The sequence below is a fragment of the Shewanella sp. Isolate8 genome (assembly GCF_022398495.1).
Taxonomy (GTDB): domain Bacteria; phylum Pseudomonadota; class Gammaproteobacteria; order Enterobacterales; family Shewanellaceae; genus Shewanella; species Shewanella aquimarina.
Window position 1 is genome coordinate 400,655 of sequence record NZ_JAKEVI010000002.1, and the last position, 23,593, is coordinate 424,247.

A 23,593-nucleotide genomic window follows, 5' to 3' on the forward strand; every position below is an offset into this window, starting at 1 on the left:
CCAACCTAATGCTTCTGCGCCATGGCATCCACCGGACGCTGCTTGATGATCTGCCGCGCCGGATAGAGGGCAGCCAGCAAGCTCACTACCACCACCATCGCCAGGGTCAGAAGATACTGAGCCAGAGCGACCTGAGGATAGAGGGTGGTCGATACGCCAAACGCGCCGAGTCCATCGGCCATGCTGCCAAGGGGAATGCCTGTCTCGCCCAGCAGAGTAATCACCATCACACTCAGCAGCAGACCCAGCAGCGCCCCCGTCAGTCCAAGCAGCAGAGACTCCAGCAGGATCAGCCCCAGTATCTTGCGCTTCACCATGCCGATGGCCATCAGCACGCCAAACTCCCGCGTACGCTCAAACACCGCCATCAACATGATGTTGGCGATCCCCAGCCCCAGCGCCGAGATGAAGATCAGCAGAATCACCGCGTTGCTGGTGTCCATCTGAGCGATAATGGTGGCCAGCAGGGGCTGGATCTCTTGCCAGTCTCGCACCCTGTCCTGGGGCGCCAGCACGCTCGACAACCTCCTGGCAAGCGCCTTGGCGCGGCTATTGTCCAGGCTGTCGCTCTTTGTCAGGCGAATGGCGATCTCATGCACGCCATCCAGCCCCGCCAACGCGGTCAGATCGGCGCGGCGCACATAGGCATTGGCCTCATCGAAGGTGCTGGAGGGGGAGCGATAGAGGCCCGCCACCCTAAATGCCGCGCCGCTAACCGCCTTATCGGCGTTGCTGAAGGTAAGCACCACCTTGGAGCCCAGCCTTAACTTGAGGCGGCTCGCCGTTTTCTCCGAGATCACTATGGGGTGGCGTCCACCGGCCTCTAGCCAGCCACCCTGGGTGATATTGTCGGCGATGGGCGTCACCCTGGCCTCGGCGGCAGGGTCGACGCCATTGATGCGAATGCCACGACTCGCCCGGGGCGAGGCCAGCATGCCCTGCACCACAAAGCGCGCCGAGACACCTTGCACCTCAGGGATCTCACTAAGCTTAGCCAGCACGGGCTCTGGCGCGCGTATCCGGCTATTGATAGCCGGGTCGAGCAGATAATCCTTGTTATGCACCTGCAGGTGGCTGGTCTGCCAGGCGACAGCATTATCTATCATGTTGGCGTACATGCCTGTCATGAAGCCTATCATCACCACCACGCCCACCAGGCCAAACACCATGGCACACACCATGATGCTGGTGCGCAGCCGGTTACGCCACAGATTGCGCCAGGCCAAAAGGGCCAACATGGGCGGATGCCAGCCAGAATTATCCTTGGTCATCATCGCCTCCTTTGAGCGCCGCAACCACCACAAGATGCTGGATGCGCCACAGGGGATAGCAGAGACAGAGGGCCATCAAGCTGAGGATAATTAACACCTGATTGCGCACCAGCGCCAGCGACACCTTCATCGGCATCACAGGCTCCCAGCCCATCTCGAGCATCATCTTGGCGGTCTCGCCAGTCAGAGAGATGGGGTGATAATAGAAGTAACCTATCACCACGCTGCTGACTCCAAGCCCCAGCACCGTCCCCAATGCGGCGATCAACAAGGATTCGATCATCACCAGGCGCAGCAAGGTCAGGCGCGCCATGCCGGTCGCCAGCATGACGCCAAACTCCCGCCTGCGCTCCAGCGTCATCATCAAGATGGTGGCAAACAGGGCGAAACCGACGATAAGATAGAGCAGGCAGATCATAAACAGGCCGCCAGCCCGGTCCAGGGCGATCTGCTGCGCCATCTCAGGGGCCAGCGACTGCCAGTCCCGCACCTTGACCCTGTCACCATAAAGTGCAGAAAGTCTTTCGGTCAGAGGCGCCACCTCACCTAAGTTGTCGCTATGCAGTACCCAGGAGCTCACCTGTTCACCGGTTGAAAACAAGCCTTGGGCCGTGCCGAGCGGCATATAGACCAGCTGATTATCCAGCTGCGCCAGGGGAAAATGCAGTATGCCGGCAATGGGGTAGACACCGGCCGCCGTCTGACCGTGATAGCCCTGCCCATAGAGTACCAGCTCATCGCCGACACCCAGCTTGAGATACTCTGCCAATCCTTGCCCCAGCAGCACCTGCTTAGCACCAGGGCTTAGGTAACTGCCCGCCACCAGCTTATCCGCGATACCTGAATAGTCATTCTCAAGCTGGGGACGCACGCCGTACACCACCACGCCCTTAGATCGCTCCTCGCTAGAAGCCAACAGGAAAGATTCGATTCTGGGCAGAGCGTAGCTGATGTGGGCAAGGCCTTTTGCCTTGGCGATAAACTCATCATCGCCGGGCAGCAAGTCTTCTATGCTCTCTGTGGTGGCATACTCGGGCGATTGCAGCTGAATGAGACCGGTGGAGAAACGGGCACTGTTGTCGATGTTGTGCTCGTAACTGCCCTCCTGCATGCTGCGCATAAAGAGGGACAGAAACAGCGCCAAGGCCAGGGCGAAGGCGGTCAGCAGGGTGCGCCGCTTCTGCCGCCAGAGATTACGCCACGCCAGCTTAATCAACATGCCTCATCCCAATCCTTGTGCCAAAGGGTAAATCCAAGATTAGTCCCGTAGCGCCTTCATCTGCTGCTGCGAGAAGAAATCGTCGCCTATGTCGAAATCAAATGCCGCCTCATGGGTAATGAGTTCGGTGCGCTGGCCCTGCTTATCGGCGGGGCTCATCACCATCTTGGTGGCCAGCATGCGCCCACCCATCATCTGTATATCCGAGGTGGTCAGGGTATTGACAGGTTCGTCGAACTCATCGAAAAACTCCGCCCGGCGTTGTAGGTAGTGACTGGAGGAGATCCACAAACGGATGCGGCTCCAGACCACGGGCGCATCGGGCTTGGCGATGGCGTCGATGACGAAACAGTCGTCACCTTCTATCGCCTCGTGCTTCACCAGTTGATGGCGATAGTCGACCACGATAGAGGACTGATTGATCAGGTCATCATTGGTAAAGTCTGAGCCCATCCAGGACTGACTCAGCATGGAGGGGGCTATCTTGATGATGCGCTCGATGGCGGGCACCCAGTTCCACATCTCACGGTAGCGTTTGAGAGACACACTGCCCTTGTCCTTCGCCGGCGCCGTCACCAGTACCAGCGACAGCTCCTGTCCCTTGGTCCAGCTCTTCATGCTCATGGAGCGCGTCCAGTCCGGACGCACAATATTCATGGTGGCCACCACATAGCTGGACTGGCCGCGCATCTGCTCGTCGGCGCGGCGCACTATCTCCCGCGCCTGCTCGGCGGAGACGGCCTCCTCACCTGCCGCCTTTTCCACAACCATAGCCTCCACCGCCCTTGCCTCTGTGGAGAAAAATAGCGGCGTCGTCCACACCAGCGCCAGGCCAAAGATGCCGACTAACCAAGGTCTTACTGCTTGCATGTCAACGTCCCCTGTTGATGTGTAAATGCTAGGCTAACCACTTAAACTCTAGCCTATAACCTGTTGTCTAAAAAGGAAACATACAAATGCTTACGCTTAGACATTCACCCTGTCACCATGGCTCGGTGGCGTCGAGGTCACCAGAAACTCCAGCACCTGCTCGCCGCCGTTACGCAGGCAGTGAGCCTGACCCGGTGCCACATGCATCCCCTGGTGGGCCGTGAGTCTATGCTCAGTACCTTCTACCTCCAGCAGCGCCGTACCCGACAGGATAAAGAAAAACTGCTCCGCCGCGCCGTGATAGTGGCGCTGCTCGCCACAGCCCACGGGTACCCGCTCCTGGATCACGCTTAAGGCCTGGCTTTTCACCAGATGCCAGCCATCGCAATTGTCACCCCACAGATAATGCTCGGCATTTTCCCGACTTATCGACGTCATCCCCGCTCTCTCCCTAATGGCTCTTTATGGATCCAAGTTCTAAATGACACCAAGCTAATGCCGATACGGACCGGGCGCAATAAAAAAGGAGAAACGGGTTCTCCTTTTTTACTTACATAGGCCTAAGCCATTAATACGCCTTTAATGCAGTACGCCTTTAATGCGCCTTAGCCGCCGAGATCAATTCCCGCTGCACATGGTCCGGCACCACATCGTAGCGGCTGAAGGTCATGGCAAACTGACCGTCGCCCCCTGTGAGGGATTTCAGCCGGGTCGAATAGTCATCGACGGTTGCCAGTGGCGCCTCGACCTCTACCTCTACCTTGCCATTACCCTGAGCCTGGGTACCACAGATGATGCCGCGGTTAGCGCTGATATCGCCTGTGATGTCACCCACATGTTCCTGAGCCACCTGTACCTGCATCTCGACGATGGGCTCTAAGATCACAGGGTTGGCCTCGTGCACCGCATCTAAGAAGGCCTTCTTACCCGCCATCACGAAGGCGATCTCTTTGGAATCGACGCTATGGTGCTTACCATCGAGCAGGGAGACGCGCACATCCTGCATCGGGAAGCCAGCCAGGGCACCGCCAATCATCGCCTCCTTCACCCCCTTCTCGACCGCGGGAATATATTGACTCGGCACCGAGCCCCCCACCACCTTGCTGACAAACTCGAATCCAGCCCCTCTCGGCAGCGGCTCGACGGTGAGTTCCACCTCACCAAACTGACCGGCACCGCCAGACTGCTTCTTGTGGCGATAGCGCGCCGTGGCGCTGCGGGTGATGGTTTCCCGGTAGGCCACCGCGGGCACATCGGTTTCCATATCCACATTGAAGAGGTCGTGGGCCTTCTCCAGCGCGATCTGCAGATGCAGGTCCCCCTGGCCTTGTAGAATCGTCTGCCCCTCAGCCTCGTTCTTAGCGATATGCAGGCTAGGATCTTCCACCACCAACTTGTTGAGCACCTCGGCAATCTTCTGCTCATCGCCGCGGCGCTTGGCCGACACCGCCAGGCCGAAGATAGGCTGAGGCAGTACCAGCTCTGGCAGGTGGAACTCATCTTCGTCGTGACTGTCGTGCAGCACGGCGCCCACTGTCAGCTCATCCACCTTAGAGATGGCGCAGATATCGCCGGGCACCGCCGAGGTCACGCTGATCTGCTTGTCCCCCTGCAGTTTAAACAGGTTGCCCACCTTGATGGGCTTGCGACCATCGCCGACAAACAGCTTCATCCCCAACGAGATAGTGCCTTGGTAGACCCTAAACACACCCATGCGACCGAAGAAGGGGTCGATGGCCACCCGAAACACATGAGCAAGGGCGTGATCGTCACTGGACTGAGTCACATCCACAGGCACGGCCGACTCCCCCAGCCCCTTGATGAACTGCGGCGGATTGGCCTCTAACGGGTTGGGACTCAGCTTGATGATAAGCTCAAGCAGCGCACCTATCCCCACCTGCTGCTCGGCGCAGGTGAAACACACTGGCACCAGGTGTCCCATACGCAATGCGGTCTCAAGCGGCGCGTGCAGCTGCTCGGGAGTCAGGTTCTCCCCCTGCTCCAGATAGAGGGCCATCAGCTCATCGTCTTCCTCAAGCACGGTATCGACCAGCTCGTCGCGGGCGCAGGCCACATCGTGAAACAGGGCCTCGCCCTGTAGCTCGGGCTGGGGATGCAGGTAACAGTCGATCACATCGTCCAGGGCGGCGTTTGGCAGATTCACCGGCAGGCAGCGATGGCCAAACTTGGTCTGGATCTCATCGAGCAGGCCTGCCAGCTTGGCGCCGTTACCATCGATATGGTTAATGGCGATCAACACCACCTTGCCCTGGGCTCTGGCGGCCTCGAAGGCGCGCTGGGTGATGGTCTCTATGCCGGTGGCGGCATTGATCACCAGGAGCACGGACTCAACACCGCTCAAGGGCAACAGCGCACGACCGAAGAAGTCGGGCAGACCTGGGGTGTCGATGAAATTGATATGATGATTGTCGAAGTCGAGATTGAGGAAGGAAGGTTCTAGGCTATGTCGATGGTCTTTTTCCTGGGCAGTGAAATCAGCATGATTTGTGCCCTTGTCCACCCTGCCTTTTTGAGCGATCGCCTCGCCCTGGAACAGCAATGCCTCTAACAGGGTGGATTTCCCCGCCCCAGTGTGTCCGAGCACCGCCAGATTCCGGATCTGCTCCGTGGTAAACTCAGCCATATCGGCCTCCTTTGATCTGTCATATCAAGAGGTAACAGCACCACGACCTCATTACCTACCACTCAAAATCGTGTTAGCTGCAAACAAAAACAAAGTGTTGTAATGAGGGCCTGTTGACCTTTTGAGAGCAAATTTTGTTCTAATTGAGCACGTTCAAATCGCGGCTTGAGATATAGTTATTCTATATAAAAGCCGAGTAACAAAGAGTTGAACGTGCTCAAGACGAACCCTACGGGCAGCGTCTGTATCAATTTTCTACTGCGTTATCGCTCATTGATGTAGTGCACTACATGACAATCGCTCTGCCTTGTATAAAAGCGATGCAGAATGCTGCAAAAGTGAACGCTAAAGATCAACAGGCCCTAGTCTGTTAACAACCAGTATAGGCCTGTCACCCTGCCTTGCTTTTGATCGAGATCACGCTTTAACTCACAGGGTTAATTTAGCTAACGCCCATCACAAATAGCGAACATACGTAAGCTAAAATTGCACGCATCAATGACTTTTAAGTCCCAGGTGATTGTATTGCCCAGCAAGCTACTGTAGTCTGCTGCTCTATTAACGTCAGTTCGGACGGACAACGCGGCATTTTGCAGGCTAGCAGCAAACCGCCACAGCGCTTGTCCCAATAGATTATTGATGGAACGCCCTAACCAGTATGCTCGAGAAGCCTCACCACAAGACGCAGCGCAAAGACTCGCAAAACGGGGCGCGAAAATTCAGCGCCAGTGAATATAGGCACAAGAATGCCACCACCACCCCTGAGATGCGCCAGTTTATCCAGGAGTCGGATCTGCCGGTGAGCCGGCTGGCTAAGGTGCTCAACATCAGCGAGGCCACGGTGCGCAAATGGCGTCGACGCGACTCGATAAATGACACGCCCAACACCCCTCACCACCTCAACACCACCCTGACCCCGATGCAGGAATATGTGGTGGTTGGGCTGCGCTATCAGCTCAAGATGCCCCTGGACAGGCTGCTCAAGGTGACTCAGGAATTTATTAACCCAAACGTGTCCCGCTCCGGCCTCGCCCGCTGCCTCAAGCGCTACGGGGTATCGCGCATCCACAACATCGAGCGTCCCGAGGTGCCGGATCATTACTTCAACCAGCTGCCCATCGCCCAAGGCAGCGATATTGTCACCTATACCTTAAATCCAGAGACCCTGGCCCATACCCTGGCGCTGCCACAGGCCGACGGCGACACAGTGCTGCAGGTGGCCTCGCTCACCCTGCCGCCACAACTGGCGGACGCCGAGCCAAGCTCGGTACTTTTGGGCATAGATCCCCACAGCGACTGGATCTACTTAGATATCTATCAAGACGGCAATACCCAGGCCACCAAGCGATACATCACCCATCTGCTTCGCCAGGGGCCGTTTCATCTGCGTAAGCTTTTGGTACGCAACTATCACACTTTCTTACAGCGCTTCCCAGGTGCCACCATGGCACAGCTAACACCCGGCGCTGACATACAGACACCTGAGCATCAGGTAGCAAGCGGAGACTCATAATGAGCCAGACCGAAACATCAAAGACGTCAAGCGATCAGCGCCTCAACAAGCGTCTGAAAGATATGCCCATTGCCATCGTTGGCATGGCGAGCATCTTTGCCAACTCACGTTATCTCAACAAATTTTGGGATCTGATCTGCGACAAGATTGACGCCATTACTGAGGTGCCAGACACCCATTGGCAGGTCGACGATTACTACGACAGCAACAAAAGCGCGCCGGACAAGAGCTACTGCAAACGAGGCGGTTTCATGCCCGAGGTCAACTTCAACCCGATGGAGTTTGGCCTGCCGCCCAACATCCTAGAGCTGACCGACACCTCACAGCTGTTGTCACTCATCGTCGCTAAAGAGGTGCTCGCCGATGCCAAGCTTCCGAGCGACTACGACAGAAACAAGATTGGCATCACCCTGGGCGTAGGCGGCGGTCAGAAGATCAGCCACAGTCTCAACGCCAGGCTGCAATATCCTGTGCTCAAGAAGGTGTTCAAGCACAGCGGTATCAGCGACGCCGACAGTGAGATGCTGATCAAGAAGTTTCAGGACCAATATGTCCACTGGGAAGAGAACTCCTTCCCCGGCTCTCTGGGCAATGTGATCGCCGGACGTATCGCCAACCGTTTCGACTTAGGCGGCATGAACTGCGTCGTCGACGCCGCCTGCGCCGGCTCGCTAGCAGCCATGCGCATGGCCCTGAGTGAACTGGTGGACGGCCGCGCCGAGATGATGATCACAGGTGGCGTCTGTACCGACAACTCCCCCTCCATGTACATGAGCTTCTCCAAGACGCCAGCCTTTACCACCAACGAGACGGTGCAGCCCTTCGATATCGACTCCAAGGGGATGATGATAGGCGAAGGCATAGGCATGGTGGCACTGAAGCGCCTCGAAGATGCCGAGCGCGATGGCGATCGCATCTATTCGGTGATCAAGGGCATAGGCGCCTCATCTGACGGTAAGTTTAAGTCTATCTATGCGCCGCGCCCAGAAGGCCAGGCCAAGGCGCTCAAGCGCGCCTACGATGACGCCGGATTTGCCCCCCACACCCTGGGACTGATGGAGGCCCACGGCACAGGCACGGCCGCCGGTGATGTGGCCGAGTTTAACGGTCTCAAGTCTGTCTTTAGCGAAGGCTGCGAGACGACCCAGCATATCGCCCTGGGCTCGGTGAAATCGCAAATTGGCCATACCAAGTCGACCGCTGGCACCGCCGGGCTTATCAAGGCGGCGCTGGCGCTACACCACAAGGTGCTACCGCCGACCATCAATGTGGACCAGCCCAATCCCAAGCTGGATATCGCCAACTCGCCTTTCTACCTCAATACCGAGACGCGTCCCTGGCTGCCACGCCCCGACGGCACCCCGCGCCGCGCCGGGATCAGCTCCTTCGGTTTTGGCGGCACCAACTTCCACTTCGTGCTCGAGGAATATCAGAGTGACCACGGCAGGGATCTGGGTGAGCACACACGTTTCCGTCAGCGCGCCGTGCCTCAAAGCCTGCTACTGAGCGCCGCCGACAAGACGGGGCTTATCGCCACCATCAGGCAGCTCGTTGCAGACGCAGATAAACAATCCCTCGACGCCCTGGCCGCTCAACATCCGCTGCGCGCGCTTGACGCCAATGCCCCGCGTCTTGGCCTAGTGGCTAACGACACAGACAGCCTCAAGACCCAGCTTAATCAGGCGCTAAGCCGCCTGGAAGCGGGCGATGAGGCATACTGGTCGCTGCCTGGCGGCCTGCACTATCGCAGCGCCAGCCTGGCTAACCCTAAAGTGGCCGCGCTGTTTGCCGGACAAGGCGCCCAATACCTCAACATGGGCCGTGAGCTTGCCTGCCACTTCCCCGAGATGCGCGAGCAATTTGTAATGGCCGACAAGGTGTTTGCCAGCCAGGATAAGACGCCCTTGTCACAACTGGTGTACCCGGTGCCAGTCTTCACGACAGAGGAGCGCAAGGCACAAGAGGCACTACTGACCAATACCGCTAATGCCCAGAGCGCCATCGGCGCCATCTCCATGGGACAATACACCCTGCTCAAGCAAGCCGGCTTCACGCCCGATATGCTGGCAGGCCACAGCTTTGGTGAACTCAGCGCCCTGTGCGCCGCCGGGGTAATAGGCCTCGAAGACTACTACCAGCTGACATTTGCCCGTGGCGATGCCATGGCCAGCCCAAGTGCCGAGTGTGCCGAGGGTGCCGATCGCGGTACCATGTATGCCATCATCACCAAAACCGCCGAGGATCTGACTCGACTGGAAGCTACCCTTGAAACCTTCGACGGCGTCAAGGTCGCCAACTACAACGCGCCGACCCAGCTGGTGATCGCCGGGCCGACAGATGCCACAATCCAAGCGGCCAAGGCCCTAAGCGAGCTCGGCTTCAAGGCGATTGCCCTGCCGGTATCCGGCGCCTTCCATACGCCATTGGTGGGCCACGCCCAGGCACCGTTTGCCGAGGCGATCGACAAGGTGAAGTTTGCCAAACCGGCGCTGCCTGTGTATGCCAACGCCAGCGGCGCTCGCTACGCCAATGTCGCCAAGACCATCAAGAGCGAGTTTAAGCAGCATATGCTGCAATCGGTTCGCTTTAGCGAGCAGTTAGAGGCCATGTACGCCGATGGTGCGCGCGTCTTCGTCGAGTTCGGCCCGAAGAACATTCTACAGAAACTGGTGGAGAACACCCTTAGCGACAAGCTAGATACCCTGTGTACCATCAGCCTCAACCCGAACCCTAAGGGCGATAGCGACCTGCAACTTCGCCAAGGCGCCATGCAGCTTGCCGTCTGTGGCATCGCACTGGATGAGATAGACCCGTACCAAGCCGAACCGGCCCAGGCCGAGCCTGTCTCACCCATGAATATCACGCTCAACGCGACCAACTACATCAGCCCGGCGACCCTGGCAAAGATGGAAAAATCCCTTAACACGGGCACCATCACGCCACAGACCCGAGTGCAAGAGAAGATAGTGGAAGTTGAAAAACTGGTCGAAGTCGAAAAAGTCGTCGAAAAATTTGTAGAAGTAGAGAAGATAGTGGAAAAATCGATCCCCGCAGCCCAAGCGCCACAGGCCAATGACTCTCATGGCTCAGTCATCAATACACCTGCCATCCAGACGTTACAGACAATCGCTGGCGATGATGCCCTGACGGCACTGTTCGCCGCCCAGCAACAGACGGCTCAGCTGCATCAACAGTTCCTGACCATACCTCAGCAGTATGGTGAGACAGTCACTCAGCTGATGACGGCGCAGGCACAGATGGCCGCCGCCGGGGTCGCGATCCCTGAGAGCCTGCAGCGCGCCATGGAGCAGTTCCACCAACATCAGGCGCAGACGCTACAGAGCCATACGCAATTCCTCGAGATGCAGGCCCAGAGCAATCAGAGCGCCCTGCAACTGATGGGACAAGGCGGTCAACCGCTAACGCCTACAGTGCAAGCCGCGCCGCTAGTGACGCCTGTTATTCAGCCTCAATCTCTGCCAGCAGAAGTCCCCGCCGTCCAGAGCGCTCCTGTAGCGGCATCGGCACCAGTGATGCAGCAAGTGCAACAGGCGCCTCAGACTCCTGTCGTAGCAGCACCAGTTCATACCGCAGAGGTTCAGGCGCCTGTGCCTGCGACCCCAAGCACTGCTGCAAAATCGAGTGCAGACGAGATTCAGAAGACCATGCTTGAGGTGGTCGCCGACAAGACAGGTTATCCCACAGAGATGCTGTCGCTTGAGATGGACATGGAAGCCGACCTAGGCATCGATTCCATCAAGCGCGTAGAGATCTTAGGCACGGTTCAGGATGAGCTACCGGCTCTGCCTGAGCTGAGCCCGGAAGATCTGGCCGAGTGCCGCACCCTGGGTGAGATCGTGGCGTATATGGAAAGCAAACTGCCAACCGCAGGCACTCTCATTTCAGAAGTCGCCACAGGCGCTGTTGCTACCCCAGAGGTTCAAAACACAGCTACTAGCAGTTTATCTTCGACACAAGTCCAAGAGACCATGCTCACAGTTGTGGCCGACAAGACAGGCTACCCAACTGAGATGCTGGCCCTTGAGATGGATATGGAGGCCGATCTCGGCATCGATTCCATCAAGCGCGTAGAGATCTTAGGCACAGTGCAGGACGAGCTGCCAGGACTGCCTGACCTCAGCCCGGAAGATCTGGCCGAGTGCCACACCCTGGGTGAGATCGTTGCTTATATGGCAGGCAAGCTGCCGGCCGCAGGCGCTATGAACAACCAACAGCCAGCCGCAGGTGCACCTATTCAACAAGCCGCCACAGGCTTGTCATCGACACAAGTCCAAGAGACCATGCTCACAGTTGTGGCCGACAAGACGGGCTACCCCACCGAGATGCTGTCGCTGGAGATGGACATGGAAGCCGACCTCGGCATCGATTCCATCAAGCGGGTGGAAATCTTAGGCACTGTGCAAGATGAGCTGCCAGGCCTGCCCGAACTCAGCCCGGAAGATCTGGCCGAGTGCCGCACCCTGGGGGAAATTGTTAGCTATATGAACAGCAAGCTGCCAGCCGCTGGTGCTCATATTCAACAAGCCACCGCAGGCGCTCATGTTCAGCAAGCCGCAGGCGCTATGACCAACCAACAGCCGACAGCAGGTGCACCTATTCAGCAAGCCGCCGCTGGCTTGTCTTCGGCACAAGTCCAAGAAACCATGCTGAGCGTGGTAGCTGATAAGACAGGTTACCCAACTGAGATGCTGTCGCTTGAGATGGATATGGAGGCCGATCTTGGCATCGACTCTATCAAGCGGGTGGAGATCTTAGGCACGGTTCAAGATGAACTGCCGAGCCTGCCCGAGCTCAGCCCGGAAGATCTGGCCGAGTGTCGCACCCTTGGTGAGATCGTCGCATATATGGCTGGCAAGCTGCCCGCCGCAGGCGCTACAGTCAGCCCAGAGGTTCAAAGCTCTGATGCGACTGATAGCCTGTCATCAACACAGGTGCAGCAGACCATGCTGGCCGTGGTCGCCGACAAGACAGGTTACCCAACTGAGATGCTGGCCCTCGAGATGGATATGGAAGCCGACCTTGGTATCGACTCAATTAAACGGGTCGAGATCTTAGGCACAGTGCAAGACGAGCTACCGGGACTCCCGGATCTCAACCCGGAAGATCTGGCCGAGTGTCGCACCCTGGGTGAAATCGTCGCTTACATGAATAGCAAGCTGCCCGCCGCAGGCACTCATGTTCAACAAACCGCCGCGGGCGCTTTGGCAGAAACGACGGGCAACCAGGAGCAGAGTGTCTCGGTTACCCAGGTGCAAGCCATCTCCGCCGAGCCGCTGGTCGAGTTGCCACCTCACAGCGAGGTAGCGCTAAAAAAGCTTGAAGCGGCGAAGCCTAATGCCGAGGGTTTCGCCGCCAATGCTACCCTGGTGATCCAAGACGATGGTCACAACGCCGGGGTACTGGCCGAGAAACTCAGTAACCAGGGGCTCAAGGTCGTGGTTGTGCGCCTGCCAGAAGGTCAGCCTCAGTCACCGCTGAGCAGCGCCATCGCCAGCTGGCAGCCAGAAGGACTGGCTGAGCAAGATGTGGTGCAGGCTATAGAAGAAATTAGTGCAAACCACGGTAACATTGCAGGTTTTGTACACCTGCAGCCTCAGCAGGAGGCCAACGCTGTCTCAGGGCTACAACTGACCGACGCAGGCTTTAACCACCTGAGCTCGGCGTTCCTCTGGGCCAAGCATCTGCAGGCGCCATTGAGCACCCAGCTAGGTCGTCGCTGCTTTGTCACCGTCAGCCGTATCGACGGCGGCTTCGGCTACCTGGATGCTAAGCAACTGGCCAAGAGCGAACTCAATCAGGCCGCGCTTTCGGGTCTCACCAAGACTCTGAGTCATGAGTGGCCAGGCATCTTCTGCCGCGCGTTGGACTTAGCGCCAGAGATGAGCGCGGCGCAGCTGGGCGATGCCCTGCTCGCGGAGCTCATGGACAGCGACAGCGGTCTCAACGAGGTCGGTATCAGTATCGATGCCGGCGGCAAACTGTGCCGTCATAGGCTACAGCCGGGTGAAGCGGCGATAAAAACCGCAGAATCCCAGCTAGATAGCTCAGATAAAATACTGGTGACCGGGGGTGCAAAAGGGGTGACCTTCGAATGTGCCCTGGCACTGGCCAAGCGTTGCCAGTCGCACTTTATCCTCGCAGGTCGCAGCGAACATGTTAGCGCGAAGGATCTACCAGAATGGGCCCAGGGCAAGACTATCGGCGAACTTAAGCAGGCCGCTATCGCTCATCTAGTCGCCAGCGGTGACAAGCCAACGCCTAAGCAGGTCGACGCCCTCATCTGGCCGGTAAAGAGCAGCCTTGAGATCCAGGCCGCCCTCAACGCCTTCGAGGCGGTGGGTGCCTCGGCGGAATATCTGGCGATGGATGTCAGCAAGGCCGAGGCGATCGAGCAGGCCCTCGGCGCCATCAATCAGCTAACGCCAATTACAGGACTCATCCATGGTGCGGGCGTACTGGCCGATAAACACATACAAGACAAAACCTTAGATGAGCTTGCGCGAGTCTACGGCACTAAGGTGGCCGGGCTTAAGGCGCTGCTGAGCGTGATCGATCCCGCCCAGCTTAAATTGGTGGCACTCTTCTCCTCGGCGGCGGGTTTCTACGGCAACACAGGTCAGAGCGACTACGCCATGGCCAACGAGATCCTCAACAAGGCGGCACTGCAACTGACTCAGCTAAACGAGCAGACCAAGGTGATGAGCTTTAACTGGGGCCCCTGGGATGGCGGCATGGTCAATCCCGCGCTGAAGAAGATGTTTGTCGATCGCGGCGTCTATGTGATCCCACTGCAGGCGGGTGCCGAGCTGTTTGCCACCAAGCTGCTAAGCCTAAGTGGCGCACAGCTGCTGATCGGTAATGACATGCAGGGCAATACGCAGACGCGCGACCAAGCAGATGAGGCAAGCACTGTAAAAAAGCCTGATGCGGATGAGGTGCACGTCGCACAGCATCCGCTGCCGCCTGTCACCTTAACGCGCCAGTTAACGCCCGCGACCATGGCCTTTGTCTCGGACCATGTGATCGGCGGTAACCCCGTATTACCGACGGTTTGTGCTATCCAATGGATGCGTGAAGCCGCTCGGGCGCACATTGGCGCCCCGGTAAAGGTGCGCAGCTATAAGCTGCTCAAAGGCATTATTTTCGACACCGAAGCGCCGCAATCCTTAGTGCTTACGCTAACCCCTGAATATAAGGGCGATAGCCTGACGGCCATTCAGACCTTAATAAGCTGCGAGGGACGGCCGCAGTACCAGGCGAGCCTTTGTTTGATGGATAGCGAGGACAGCTCGGCGCCAATCAAGGCCTTCGAAGGGCAGTACAATGGCGAGGCGGTCACCGATGCCAGCACGCTCTACAGTGACGGCACCCTGTTTCATGGGCCAAGACTGCAGGGATTGGATAAGGTAGTGAAGTTCGATGAGCAGAGGCTTATCGCCTCTGTTAGCCTGCCCCAGGTGCGCGAAGCCGACTGCGGCGAGTTTGTACCTAGCCTAAGCAGCGCAGGCTGTCAGCCTTTTGCCGAAGATCTCTTGCTCCAAGCCATGTTGGTCTGGGCAAGGCTCAGCTATGGGGCGGCCAGTTTGCCATCGGCCATCGACGAGTTCATCAGTGTGCAGCCGATGCACGGCGGCGAAACCGGCTATATAGAGCTGAATGTGGTCAAGAGCAATCGCAGAAGCCTGACGGCCGATGTGGCGCTTTATCATCAAGATGGCCGCCTGAGCGCCCTGATGAAAGGGGCCAGGATCACCATCAGCTCAACCCTCAATGCTGCCTTCGTGCCACACGGCGCGCGCGGTGAAACGGCCAACGAGGAGGCGACGCAGTGACTCAGGAGTTTGGCCAAAAGGTAAGCAATGCTAACGCTAACAGCGAAGGCGCTACCCCACTGCGGGTAGCCCTCTTGCTGTTGCCAAAAGATGCCACCTTGCCCGATACCTTAGCCAATCAACCCGTTCGAGAGCTGCAAGTTGACCAAACTGAGACTGAGCTTACTGAGAATAAGCTGGCTCAGACGCTAGAGCAGGCAGTGAGCTGGGTCGCCACAGGCGATCTGGTTTGCCTGCAAGGCGCCCAGCAAACTTTGCTGCTGATGCCATCTCTCAAGGCGGCGCAGCACAAGCTGCACCCTCATGCCCATCTGGCGGCGCTGCAATATGGTCAAAGCCAGAGCAGTGCACTGCAAGGCGCGCTGGCACAGGCCAAACGCCAACCAGATAGTGTTCAGTGCAGAGCGCATATCGATGACATGAACAAGGGCTTCAACGCCTTGTGTCGTCTGATCGCTGATATTGCACAGCGAACCATTAGGCGTTCAGAGAGCCGGCGTCACTACTGGTTTACCGAGCCCTATCAGGGACGAGTGGCGACGCTTACCCTGGAGAATACCCAGCCTCAGCAAGGGAAAGCGCAAACTCATCTGGCCATGGTGCTGACACAGGGCACAGGCCGGCTCAAGGCGCGTTCGCTACTGTCGGCCAGCCAGCTGTTCTTTCTGTTACCCGGTAGCAGTGAAGCCGCGCTCAACCAAGGTCTCTGGGCCCTGGCGGCGGCCTTGGATAAGCTCGCCTTATCACAGACTGAGCCCTTAGCGCGCGAGATGGCGATCATTGAGCTGATGCAGCAAAATCTTGATGCCTTTGTCACCAGCGGCCCGACACGTTTTGTGATCTGTTTACAGGCCATAAGTATCGAGGCGCTTGGGCAGGAGATCACCGCCATGAGCCAGGCGCTGGCCAAGGTCTGTAAGGAGAAAGGGGAATACCGTACGCCATCGGGTAGCTATTTCAGCGCCGCGCCGCTGGGTCAGACCAAGCTGGCCTTCGTTTATCCCGGCGTTGGCACCATCTACCCAGATATGCTGCATGAGCTGCACAGCTACTTTCCGGCCCTGTTTAGCCGCTTGCAGCAGCAAGGAAATCTCAAGGCGATGCTGCAGGCCGATATGATCTATCAAGAAGATAAAGCCGACACTCAGCAGATGCCTCTAAGCAAGATGGCCATTGCCGGTGTGGGCGCCAGCTACCTGATGACCAAGCTCTTGGTGGATGAATTTGCAGTGCAGCCTCACTTTGCCCTGGGTTACTCCATGGGTGAAGCCGCCATGTGGGCAAGCCTGGATGTGTGGCAAGATCCCCATAGCTTGATCGATAAGACCCTGAGCGATCCCCTGTTTACCGAGGAGATCTCAGGTCCGCTCAAGGCGGTTCGTCGTCACTGGCAACTGTCAGACAAGGACCCTCTCGAATGGAACAGTTTTCTGGTGCGATGCCAAGGCGATGATATTCAGCCTTTGCTGGAGCGTTACCCCAGAGCCTATCTTGCCATCACCCAGGGGGATACCTGTGTGATCGCTGGCTGTCAGGCCAGTTGCCAGGCCCTGTTACAGGAACTGGGTAAGCGTGGCATAGCCGCCAATCGAGTGACTGCAATGCATACGCCACCGGCCTTAAGCCTGCAGTCGCAGGTGCAGGCCTTCTATCATCAGGCTCTCATGGCCGAAGCCGCCGAGCATCCGGTCAAATTTATCAGCGCCGCCAGCCTCATCGATGGCCAAGATGGCGCCGTCAACGAGACTCAGGCCCTGAGTGCCGAAGCTATCGCGACCTCGATAGCCAAGACCTTCTGCCATCGCCTCGATTTTGAGTCGCTCATCCAGAGCGCAACCCATCAGGGCGCAGCGCTATTTGTCGAGATCGGTGCCGACAGACAAAACTGCACCCTGATAGATAAAATTCTAAAAGCCAGCGAGACACCCCACGTCAGCGTGCCGGTCAATGCCCGCGGCGCAAACGAGGTGATCACCCTGCTCAAAGCCTTGGGCACACTGATCAGCCACAGAGTTCCCGTCAGCCTCACTGTGCTGCAACTGGGAATCAAGCGTGAACTGGCTAAGCTGCAACAGCGCAGCGCTCAAGGTGAGCCCCCGCTCGCCAATACCCTATTTCAAGAGGAAGTCTAATGCCTTCAAATGAAGCGCCTTCTGCCAAACAAGCGCCAAGCAAGACCCGAGGTCATGGCAAGATTGCCATCGTGGGTCTGGCAAACCTCTATCCGGACGCCAAGACCCCTAAGCAGTTTTGGCAAAACCTGCTCGACAAACGCGACTCTCGCTCACAATTAAGCGACGAGAAGCTCGGCGCCCGCCTGGACGATTATCGCGGCGAGCAGGGCGAGGCCGATCGCTTCTACTGCGACAAGGGCGGCTATATTCAGGATTTCCATTTCAATGCCTACGGCTACCAGCTGCCCCCCGAGCAGCTCCAAGGGCTGGACGACAGCCTCTTGTGGGCCCTGGACACCAGCCGCAATGCCCTGCTCGATGCGGGTATCGAGCTGGACTCGCCCCTGCTGTCGCGCACCGGCATCATCATGGGCACCCTCTCTTTCCCGATGGCCAAGTCGAACGAGCTGTTTCTGCCCCTCTATCATAAGGCGGTAGAGAAAGCGCTTAAGCAGAAGCTGGCCTGCCCAAACTTTCACCTAAGCCCCTTCAAGGCGCATCAGGGCAACCACACCCTGGACTGTGCCAATGGCGCCATCGCCCACAACGCCTCTAAGCTAGTGGCCGATGCCCTTGGGCTGGGCCGGGTCTCCCTGAGCCTGGACGCCGCCTGCGCCAGCTCTGTCTACTCCCTCAAGCTGGCCTGCGATTATCTCAGCAGCGGTAAGGCGGATCTCATGTTGGCAGGCGCGGTGTCCGGCGCAGATCCCTTCTTCATCAACATGGGCTTCTCCATCTTCCACGCCTATCCGGATCATGGTTTCTCCGCCCCCTTCGATAGCAACACCAAGGGGCTGTTTGCGGGGGAAGGCGCCGGTGTACTGGCACTGAAACGCCTGGAAGATGCCGAGCGCGATGGCGATAAGATCTATGCAGTCATTGCGGGCATAGGCCTGTCGAACGACGGCAAGGGGCAGTTTGTGCTCAGCCCCAACAGCAAGGGCCAGGTCAAGGCCTTCGAGCGCGCCTATCGCCAAAGTGGTTTAGCCCCCAAGCAGATAGAGGTGATCGAGTGTCACGCCACAGGCACCCCGCTGGGGGACAAGGTAGAACTGGCCTCCATGGAGCAGTTCTTCGCGCCCCAGCTAGAGGGTGCAGTGCCGCCGCTTATAGGCTCTGCCAAGTCTAACCTGGGCCACCTGCTGACCGCCGCCGGTATGCCGGGGATCATGAAGATGATCTTCGCCATGAATCAGGGCGAGCTGCCGCCAAGCATCAACCTTAGCGAGGCGATCGCCTCACCAAACGGCCTGTTTGGCAGCCACACCCTGCCAAGGGAGGTCACCCCCTGGCCGGTTAAGGTCGAGAATACAGCTCGCCTGGCCGGGGTATCTGTATTTGGTTTCGGCGGCTGTAACGCCCACCTCTTGCTGGAATCCTATGAGCAGGCGGCCGACTCAGCCGCCAAGTCCGCGCCGCAACAGCCCCTAGCGAATCGAGAAGCAAGTACAGAAACCGCGCCCACTCGGCCCGAGCTGATGATCAGCGGCCTCGCCGCCCACTTCGGCCCTCTTACCGACATTCAGGCCATGGATGCCTGCCTCAAAACAGGCCGCGATCCCGCCATCTCTCTGCCTGCAAGACGCTGGAAGGGGCTGGATCAACATCCTGAACTACTGGCCCAATTTGGCCTGAACCATGTTCCCCAGGGCGCCTACGTCGACAGCTTCGAGCTGGATTTCCTGCGTTTTAAGCTGCCCCCCAACGAGGATGATCGCCTCATCGGCCAACAGCTGATGCTGATGAAGGTGACCGACGAGGCCATTTGCGACGCCGGGCTGCAAGCCGGACAGAAGGTCGCCGTCCTGGTCGCCATGGAGACTGAACTGGAGCTGCATCAGTTCCGCGGCCGGGTCAACCTGCACACCCAGCTCAAGCAGAGTCTGGAAGCCATGGGCGCTACCCTGAGCGAGGCGCAATATCGCGAGCTCGAGGCCCTCACCATGGACAGCGTCCTCGACGCCGCCAAGCTCAACCAGTACACCAGCTTCATCGGTAACATCATGGCTTCGCGCATAGCCGCCCTGTGGGACTTCAGCGGCCCGGCCTTTACCATCTCGGCGGGTGAGCAATCTGTCGCCCGGGCCATAGATGTCGCCGAAAACATGATGCAACATGAACAGCTCGATGCCGTGGTGATCGCCGCGGTGGATCTCTGTGGCAGCTTGGAGCAGGTGATACTGAAAAATGCCATCGCCCCCGTCGCCAGCCCGGCCAACCCCGAAGGCTGGCGACTGGCCGAGGGTGCCGGCGCCCTGGTGCTGGAAACCCAGGCGAGCCAAGACGCTCGTGGCGCCAAGGCCTATGGCCAGCTAACCGGCCTGCATTTTGGCGCCCAGCGCCAACTCGCCCGCCTTGGCGATCAGCTCCTGAGCCAGAGCATCAGAGCGCAAAACAAAAGCGGCACCACGGCCGAACAGGTCGGCCTCACCGATCTCAACGTCGCGCCTGGCAGCCAATACGGCGAACAACAGCTAATGGCCATGCTGCCGCTCCCCACGGCCAAACAGGTAGCAAGCAGTCGTCGACTCGGTCACAGCTTTGCCGCCGCCGGCATGAACAGCCTTATCACCACGGTGCTGACCATGGCCCATGAGAATGTGCGTCAGGCCATTTCGGTCACTTGCAGCGAAGATCAGGCCGCTCTTATCCAGCTTAGCCAGAATCAGGCCCAGGCAAGCGCCCTGACCGAGCGTCTGGTCCAGCCGCTGCCGCAACCTGATCGCCGCCTGATAAAACGGGTCAGCCTGGGCGGGCGGGATCTGGTGGAGCACATCATAGGGTCGCCCCTGAGTCAGCAGGCCGAGATACAGGCACAGCTGCAAAACGGCCTGTTGCAAGGCGCCGGGGGCTTAACAGGGAAGCCATCTCGGCATCAGCCGCCGCAAAAATTGATCAGCTACCTAGGCGAGAGTAACGCCGCCTCTACCGCTAACGAATCACAATATGCACCCGCAAATTTAGGTGCAGCAGGTATGTCACACACTATGAGTCCAAAAACAGCTCAAGCGCCAAGTCTTCAAGCTAGCGCAAGCGATAACGGCGCTTTTTCACAGCTTCAGCATCAAGCCGCTCTATATCAAGAGCAAAACCAGCAACTGGCGCGTCAGGCCCACCTCGCCTACCTCAAGAGCCGGGAAAGCGGGCTGAAACTGGCCGATAGCCTGCTCAAACAGCAACTGGCCCAAGCGCAGGGTCACAGCGCAGCCCCTCTGACGGCCCAGGCGCAAGCCTCGACGCAGCTAATCACGCCACAATCAACTCCACAATCGGCACCGCAATCGGCACCGCAGCAGACGCTGCAGTCAGCAGCAACGACACCATTACAGCCGAGGCATCATCTGGTCGCCCCTTACCGCGCCCCCGTCCCCGAGCATAAGCCCTGCATCTGGGATTATCATGATCTGGTGGAATACGCCGAGGGGGATATCGCCAAGGTATTTGGCCCAGAGTATGCGGCGATCGACGGCTATTCTCGCCGGGTGCGCCTGCCGACCACTGACTATCTGCTGGTATCCAGGGTGACCAAGCTGGACGCCAAGCTGGGCGAATATAAGCCCAGCACCATGACCACAGAGTACGACATCCCCGTCGATGCCCCTTATCTGGTGGACGGCCAGATCCCCTGGGCGGTCGCGGTCGAGTCGGGGCAGTGTGACCTCATGTTGATCAGCTACCTGGGCATAGATCTCGAGAACAAGGGCGAGCGTGTCTACCGCCTGCTGGACTGTACTCTCACCTTCTTAGGGGATCTGCCCCGCGGCGGTGATACCCTGAGATATGAGATAAAGATCAACAACTTCGCCCGCAACGGCGACACCCTGCTATTCTTCTTCTCCTACGAGTGTTTCGTCGGCGATACCATGATCCTCAAGATGGATGGCGGCTGCGCCGGTTTCTTCACCGACGCCGAGCTGGCTGACGGTAAAGGGGTGATCCGCACCGAAGAGGAGCTGCTGGCCCGCAGTCGCGCCACCAAGCAGACCTTTAATCCACTCCTGGATTGCCCGCGCACCCAATTCAGCTATGGCGACATCCACAAGTTGCTGTCGGCCGATATCCAAGGCTGTTTCGGCCCCTCACATGCAGGCCTCGCACAGCCTTCGCTCTGCTTCGCCTCGGAGAAGTTCTTGATGATCGAAGAGGTCAGCAAAGTTGAGCGCAGCGGCGGCGCCTGGGGACTGGGTCTGGTAGAAGGCCATAAGCAGCTAGAGCCAAACCACTGGTATTTCCCTTGCCACTTCAAGGACGATCAGGTGATGGCCGGCTCGCTGATGGCCGAGGGCTGTGGCCAGCTGCTGCAGTTCTACATGCTGCACCTTGGCATGCACACCCAGACGCAAAACGGTCGCTTCCAGCCACTGGAAAACGCCTCGCAGAAGGTGCGTTGTCGCGGCCAGGTGATCCCGCAATCGGCCCGTCTCACCTACCGCATGGAGGTCACAGAGATAGGCTTCAGTCCGCGCCCTTACGCCAAGGCGAATATCGATATCTTGCTAAATGGCAAGGTGGTGGTCGACTTCCAAAATCTGGGGGTGATGATCAAAGAGGAATCTGAGTGTACCCGCTATCCTGAACAGGAAAGCAGCGACACAAGCAGCGCACAGGCGACCAGCGCTCAAGGTGCATCAGCCAATGCACCGCTAATGACTAATGCCCCGCTGATGGCTCAGATCCCCGATCTCAACGCCGAGCCTAACAAGGGGGTGATCCCGCTGACTCATGTCGAGGCCCCGCTCATCCCGGATTATCCGAACCGGGTGCCCGACACTGTGCCTTTTACCCCCTATCACTTATTCGAGTTCGCCACCGGCGACATCGAGAAGTGCTTCGGCCCAGAGTTTGCCATCTATCGTGGCATGATCCCGCCGCGTACGCCTTGCGGCGATCTACAGCTCACCACACGGGTCATAGAGGTCAATGGTCAGCGCGGCGACTTTAAGCGCCCTGCCAGCTGTATCGCCGAGTATGAGGTGCCTCAAGATGCCTGGTATTTCGATGCCAACAACCATCAGGCACTGATGCCCTACTCAGTGATGATGGAGATCGCCCTGCAGCCAAATGGCTTCATCTCAGGTTACATGGGCACAACCCTAGGCTTCCCGGGCCTCGAGCTGTTCTTCCGCAACCTAGATGGCAGCGGCGAGCTGCTGCGTCAGGTGGATCTGCGCGGCAAGACGATTGTTAACGACTCGCGTCTGCTCTCCACCGTGATGGCGGGGACCAATATCATTCAGAGCTTCAGCTTCGAACTCAGCACAGATGGCGAGCCCTTCTATCGTGGCACAGCGGTGTTCGGTTACTTCAAGGCCGAGGCGCTTAAAGATCAACTGGGGCTGGATAACGGCAAGACGACGCAGCCCTGGCATCAGGCCAAGGGGATAGCGCCAGACATCAGGGTCAACCTGCTGGACAAAGGCGGGCGCCACTTTAACGCCCCTGCAGGTCAGCCCCACTACCGTCTGGCGGGCGGTCAGCTGAACTTTATCGACAGCGTCGAGATTGTCGATAACGGCGGCAGCCACGGCCTGGGCTACCTCTACGCCGAGCGCACCATAGATCCCAGCGACTGGTTCTTCCAGTTCCACTTCCATCAGGATCCTGTGATGCCGGGCTCATTAGGCGTTGAAGCCATCATAGAAACCATGCAGACTTATGCCATCAGCAAAGACTTGGGCGCCGGGTTTAGTAACCCGAAATTTGGCCAGATCCTTTCCAACATCAAGTGGAAGTATCGCGGTCAGATCAACCCGCTCAACAAGCAGATGTCGATGGATGTGAGCATCACCTCGATCAAGGAAGACGCAGGTAAGCTGGTGATAACCGGCAATGCCAGCCTGAGCAAGGATGGCCTGAGGATCTACGAGGTCAGCGACATCGCCATCTGCATCGAAGAAGCGTAAATCGCGAAATAAATTGAGGGAATGCCGAGCCACAACCTCGGGCTCGGCGCTCACTCTAAGCAAGCATCATAAGAAAATCGGTCGATGCGAGCGCACCATGCCAGATGAAAGGTGCATGGCGCTGCCATCGGCCCAAGACGAAAAAG

At 58.2% G+C, this 23,593-nt stretch carries 9 protein-coding genes; 4 read left to right on the plus strand and 5 right to left on the minus strand.

Features of this window, described 5'->3' with window-relative positions:
- Window positions 1–5: 5 nt before the first annotated feature.
- The 5 genes from L1D43_RS11050 to fusA form a co-directional block, all read right to left on the minus strand.
- Complete coding sequence (locus L1D43_RS11050; protein ID WP_239851584.1) at window positions 6–1,271, minus strand: FtsX-like permease family protein; 1,266 nt, start codon at window positions 1,269–1,271, stop codon at window positions 6–8.
- Window positions 1,258–2,490 (minus strand): ABC transporter permease, encoded by a 1,233-nt coding sequence (locus L1D43_RS11055; protein ID WP_239851585.1) that lies wholly within the window; start codon window positions 2,488–2,490, stop codon window positions 1,258–1,260. Before L1D43_RS11055 ends, L1D43_RS11050 begins: the two co-directional genes overlap by 14 nt.
- Before the next feature lie 39 nt (window positions 2,491–2,529).
- Window positions 2,530–3,360, minus strand: a complete 831-nt coding sequence (locus L1D43_RS11060; RefSeq protein ID WP_239851586.1) for an outer membrane lipoprotein-sorting protein — start codon at window positions 3,358–3,360, stop codon at window positions 2,530–2,532.
- A 96-nt stretch (window positions 3,361–3,456) separates the two neighbouring features.
- On the minus strand, window positions 3,457–3,798 hold the full coding sequence (locus tag L1D43_RS11065) for a cupin domain-containing protein (RefSeq protein ID WP_041509252.1): 342 nt from the start codon (window positions 3,796–3,798) through the stop codon (window positions 3,457–3,459).
- A gap of 157 nt (window positions 3,799–3,955) precedes the next feature.
- Entirely contained in the window at window positions 3,956–6,004 is a 2,049-nt protein-coding gene (gene fusA, locus L1D43_RS11070; protein ID WP_239851587.1) for an elongation factor G, read from the minus strand.
- A 658-nt stretch (window positions 6,005–6,662) separates the two neighbouring features.
- On the opposite strand from fusA, the gene L1D43_RS11075 reads away from it, so the two are divergent.
- Genes L1D43_RS11075 through L1D43_RS11090 form a run of 4 tightly spaced genes read left to right on the plus strand, consistent with a single transcriptional unit; the run spans window position 6,663 to window position 23,447 of the window.
- Window positions 6,663–7,517, plus strand: a complete 855-nt coding sequence (locus tag L1D43_RS11075) for a transcriptional regulator (protein WP_239851588.1) — start codon at window positions 6,663–6,665, stop codon at window positions 7,515–7,517.
- A complete protein-coding gene (locus L1D43_RS11080) occupies window positions 7,517–15,370 on the plus strand; it encodes a type I polyketide synthase (protein WP_239851589.1) in 7,854 nt (2,617 codons plus the stop codon). Before L1D43_RS11075 ends, L1D43_RS11080 begins: the two co-directional genes overlap by 1 nt.
- A complete protein-coding gene (locus L1D43_RS11085; RefSeq protein ID WP_239851590.1) occupies window positions 15,367–17,502 on the plus strand; it encodes a PfaB family protein in 2,136 nt (711 codons plus the stop codon). The genes L1D43_RS11080 and L1D43_RS11085 overlap by 4 nt, the downstream gene beginning before the upstream one ends.
- A complete protein-coding gene (locus L1D43_RS11090) occupies window positions 17,502–23,447 on the plus strand; it encodes a beta-ketoacyl synthase N-terminal-like domain-containing protein (RefSeq protein ID WP_239851591.1) in 5,946 nt (1,981 codons plus the stop codon). The genes L1D43_RS11085 and L1D43_RS11090 overlap by 1 nt, the downstream gene beginning before the upstream one ends.
- Window positions 23,448–23,593: the final 146 nt, after the last annotated feature.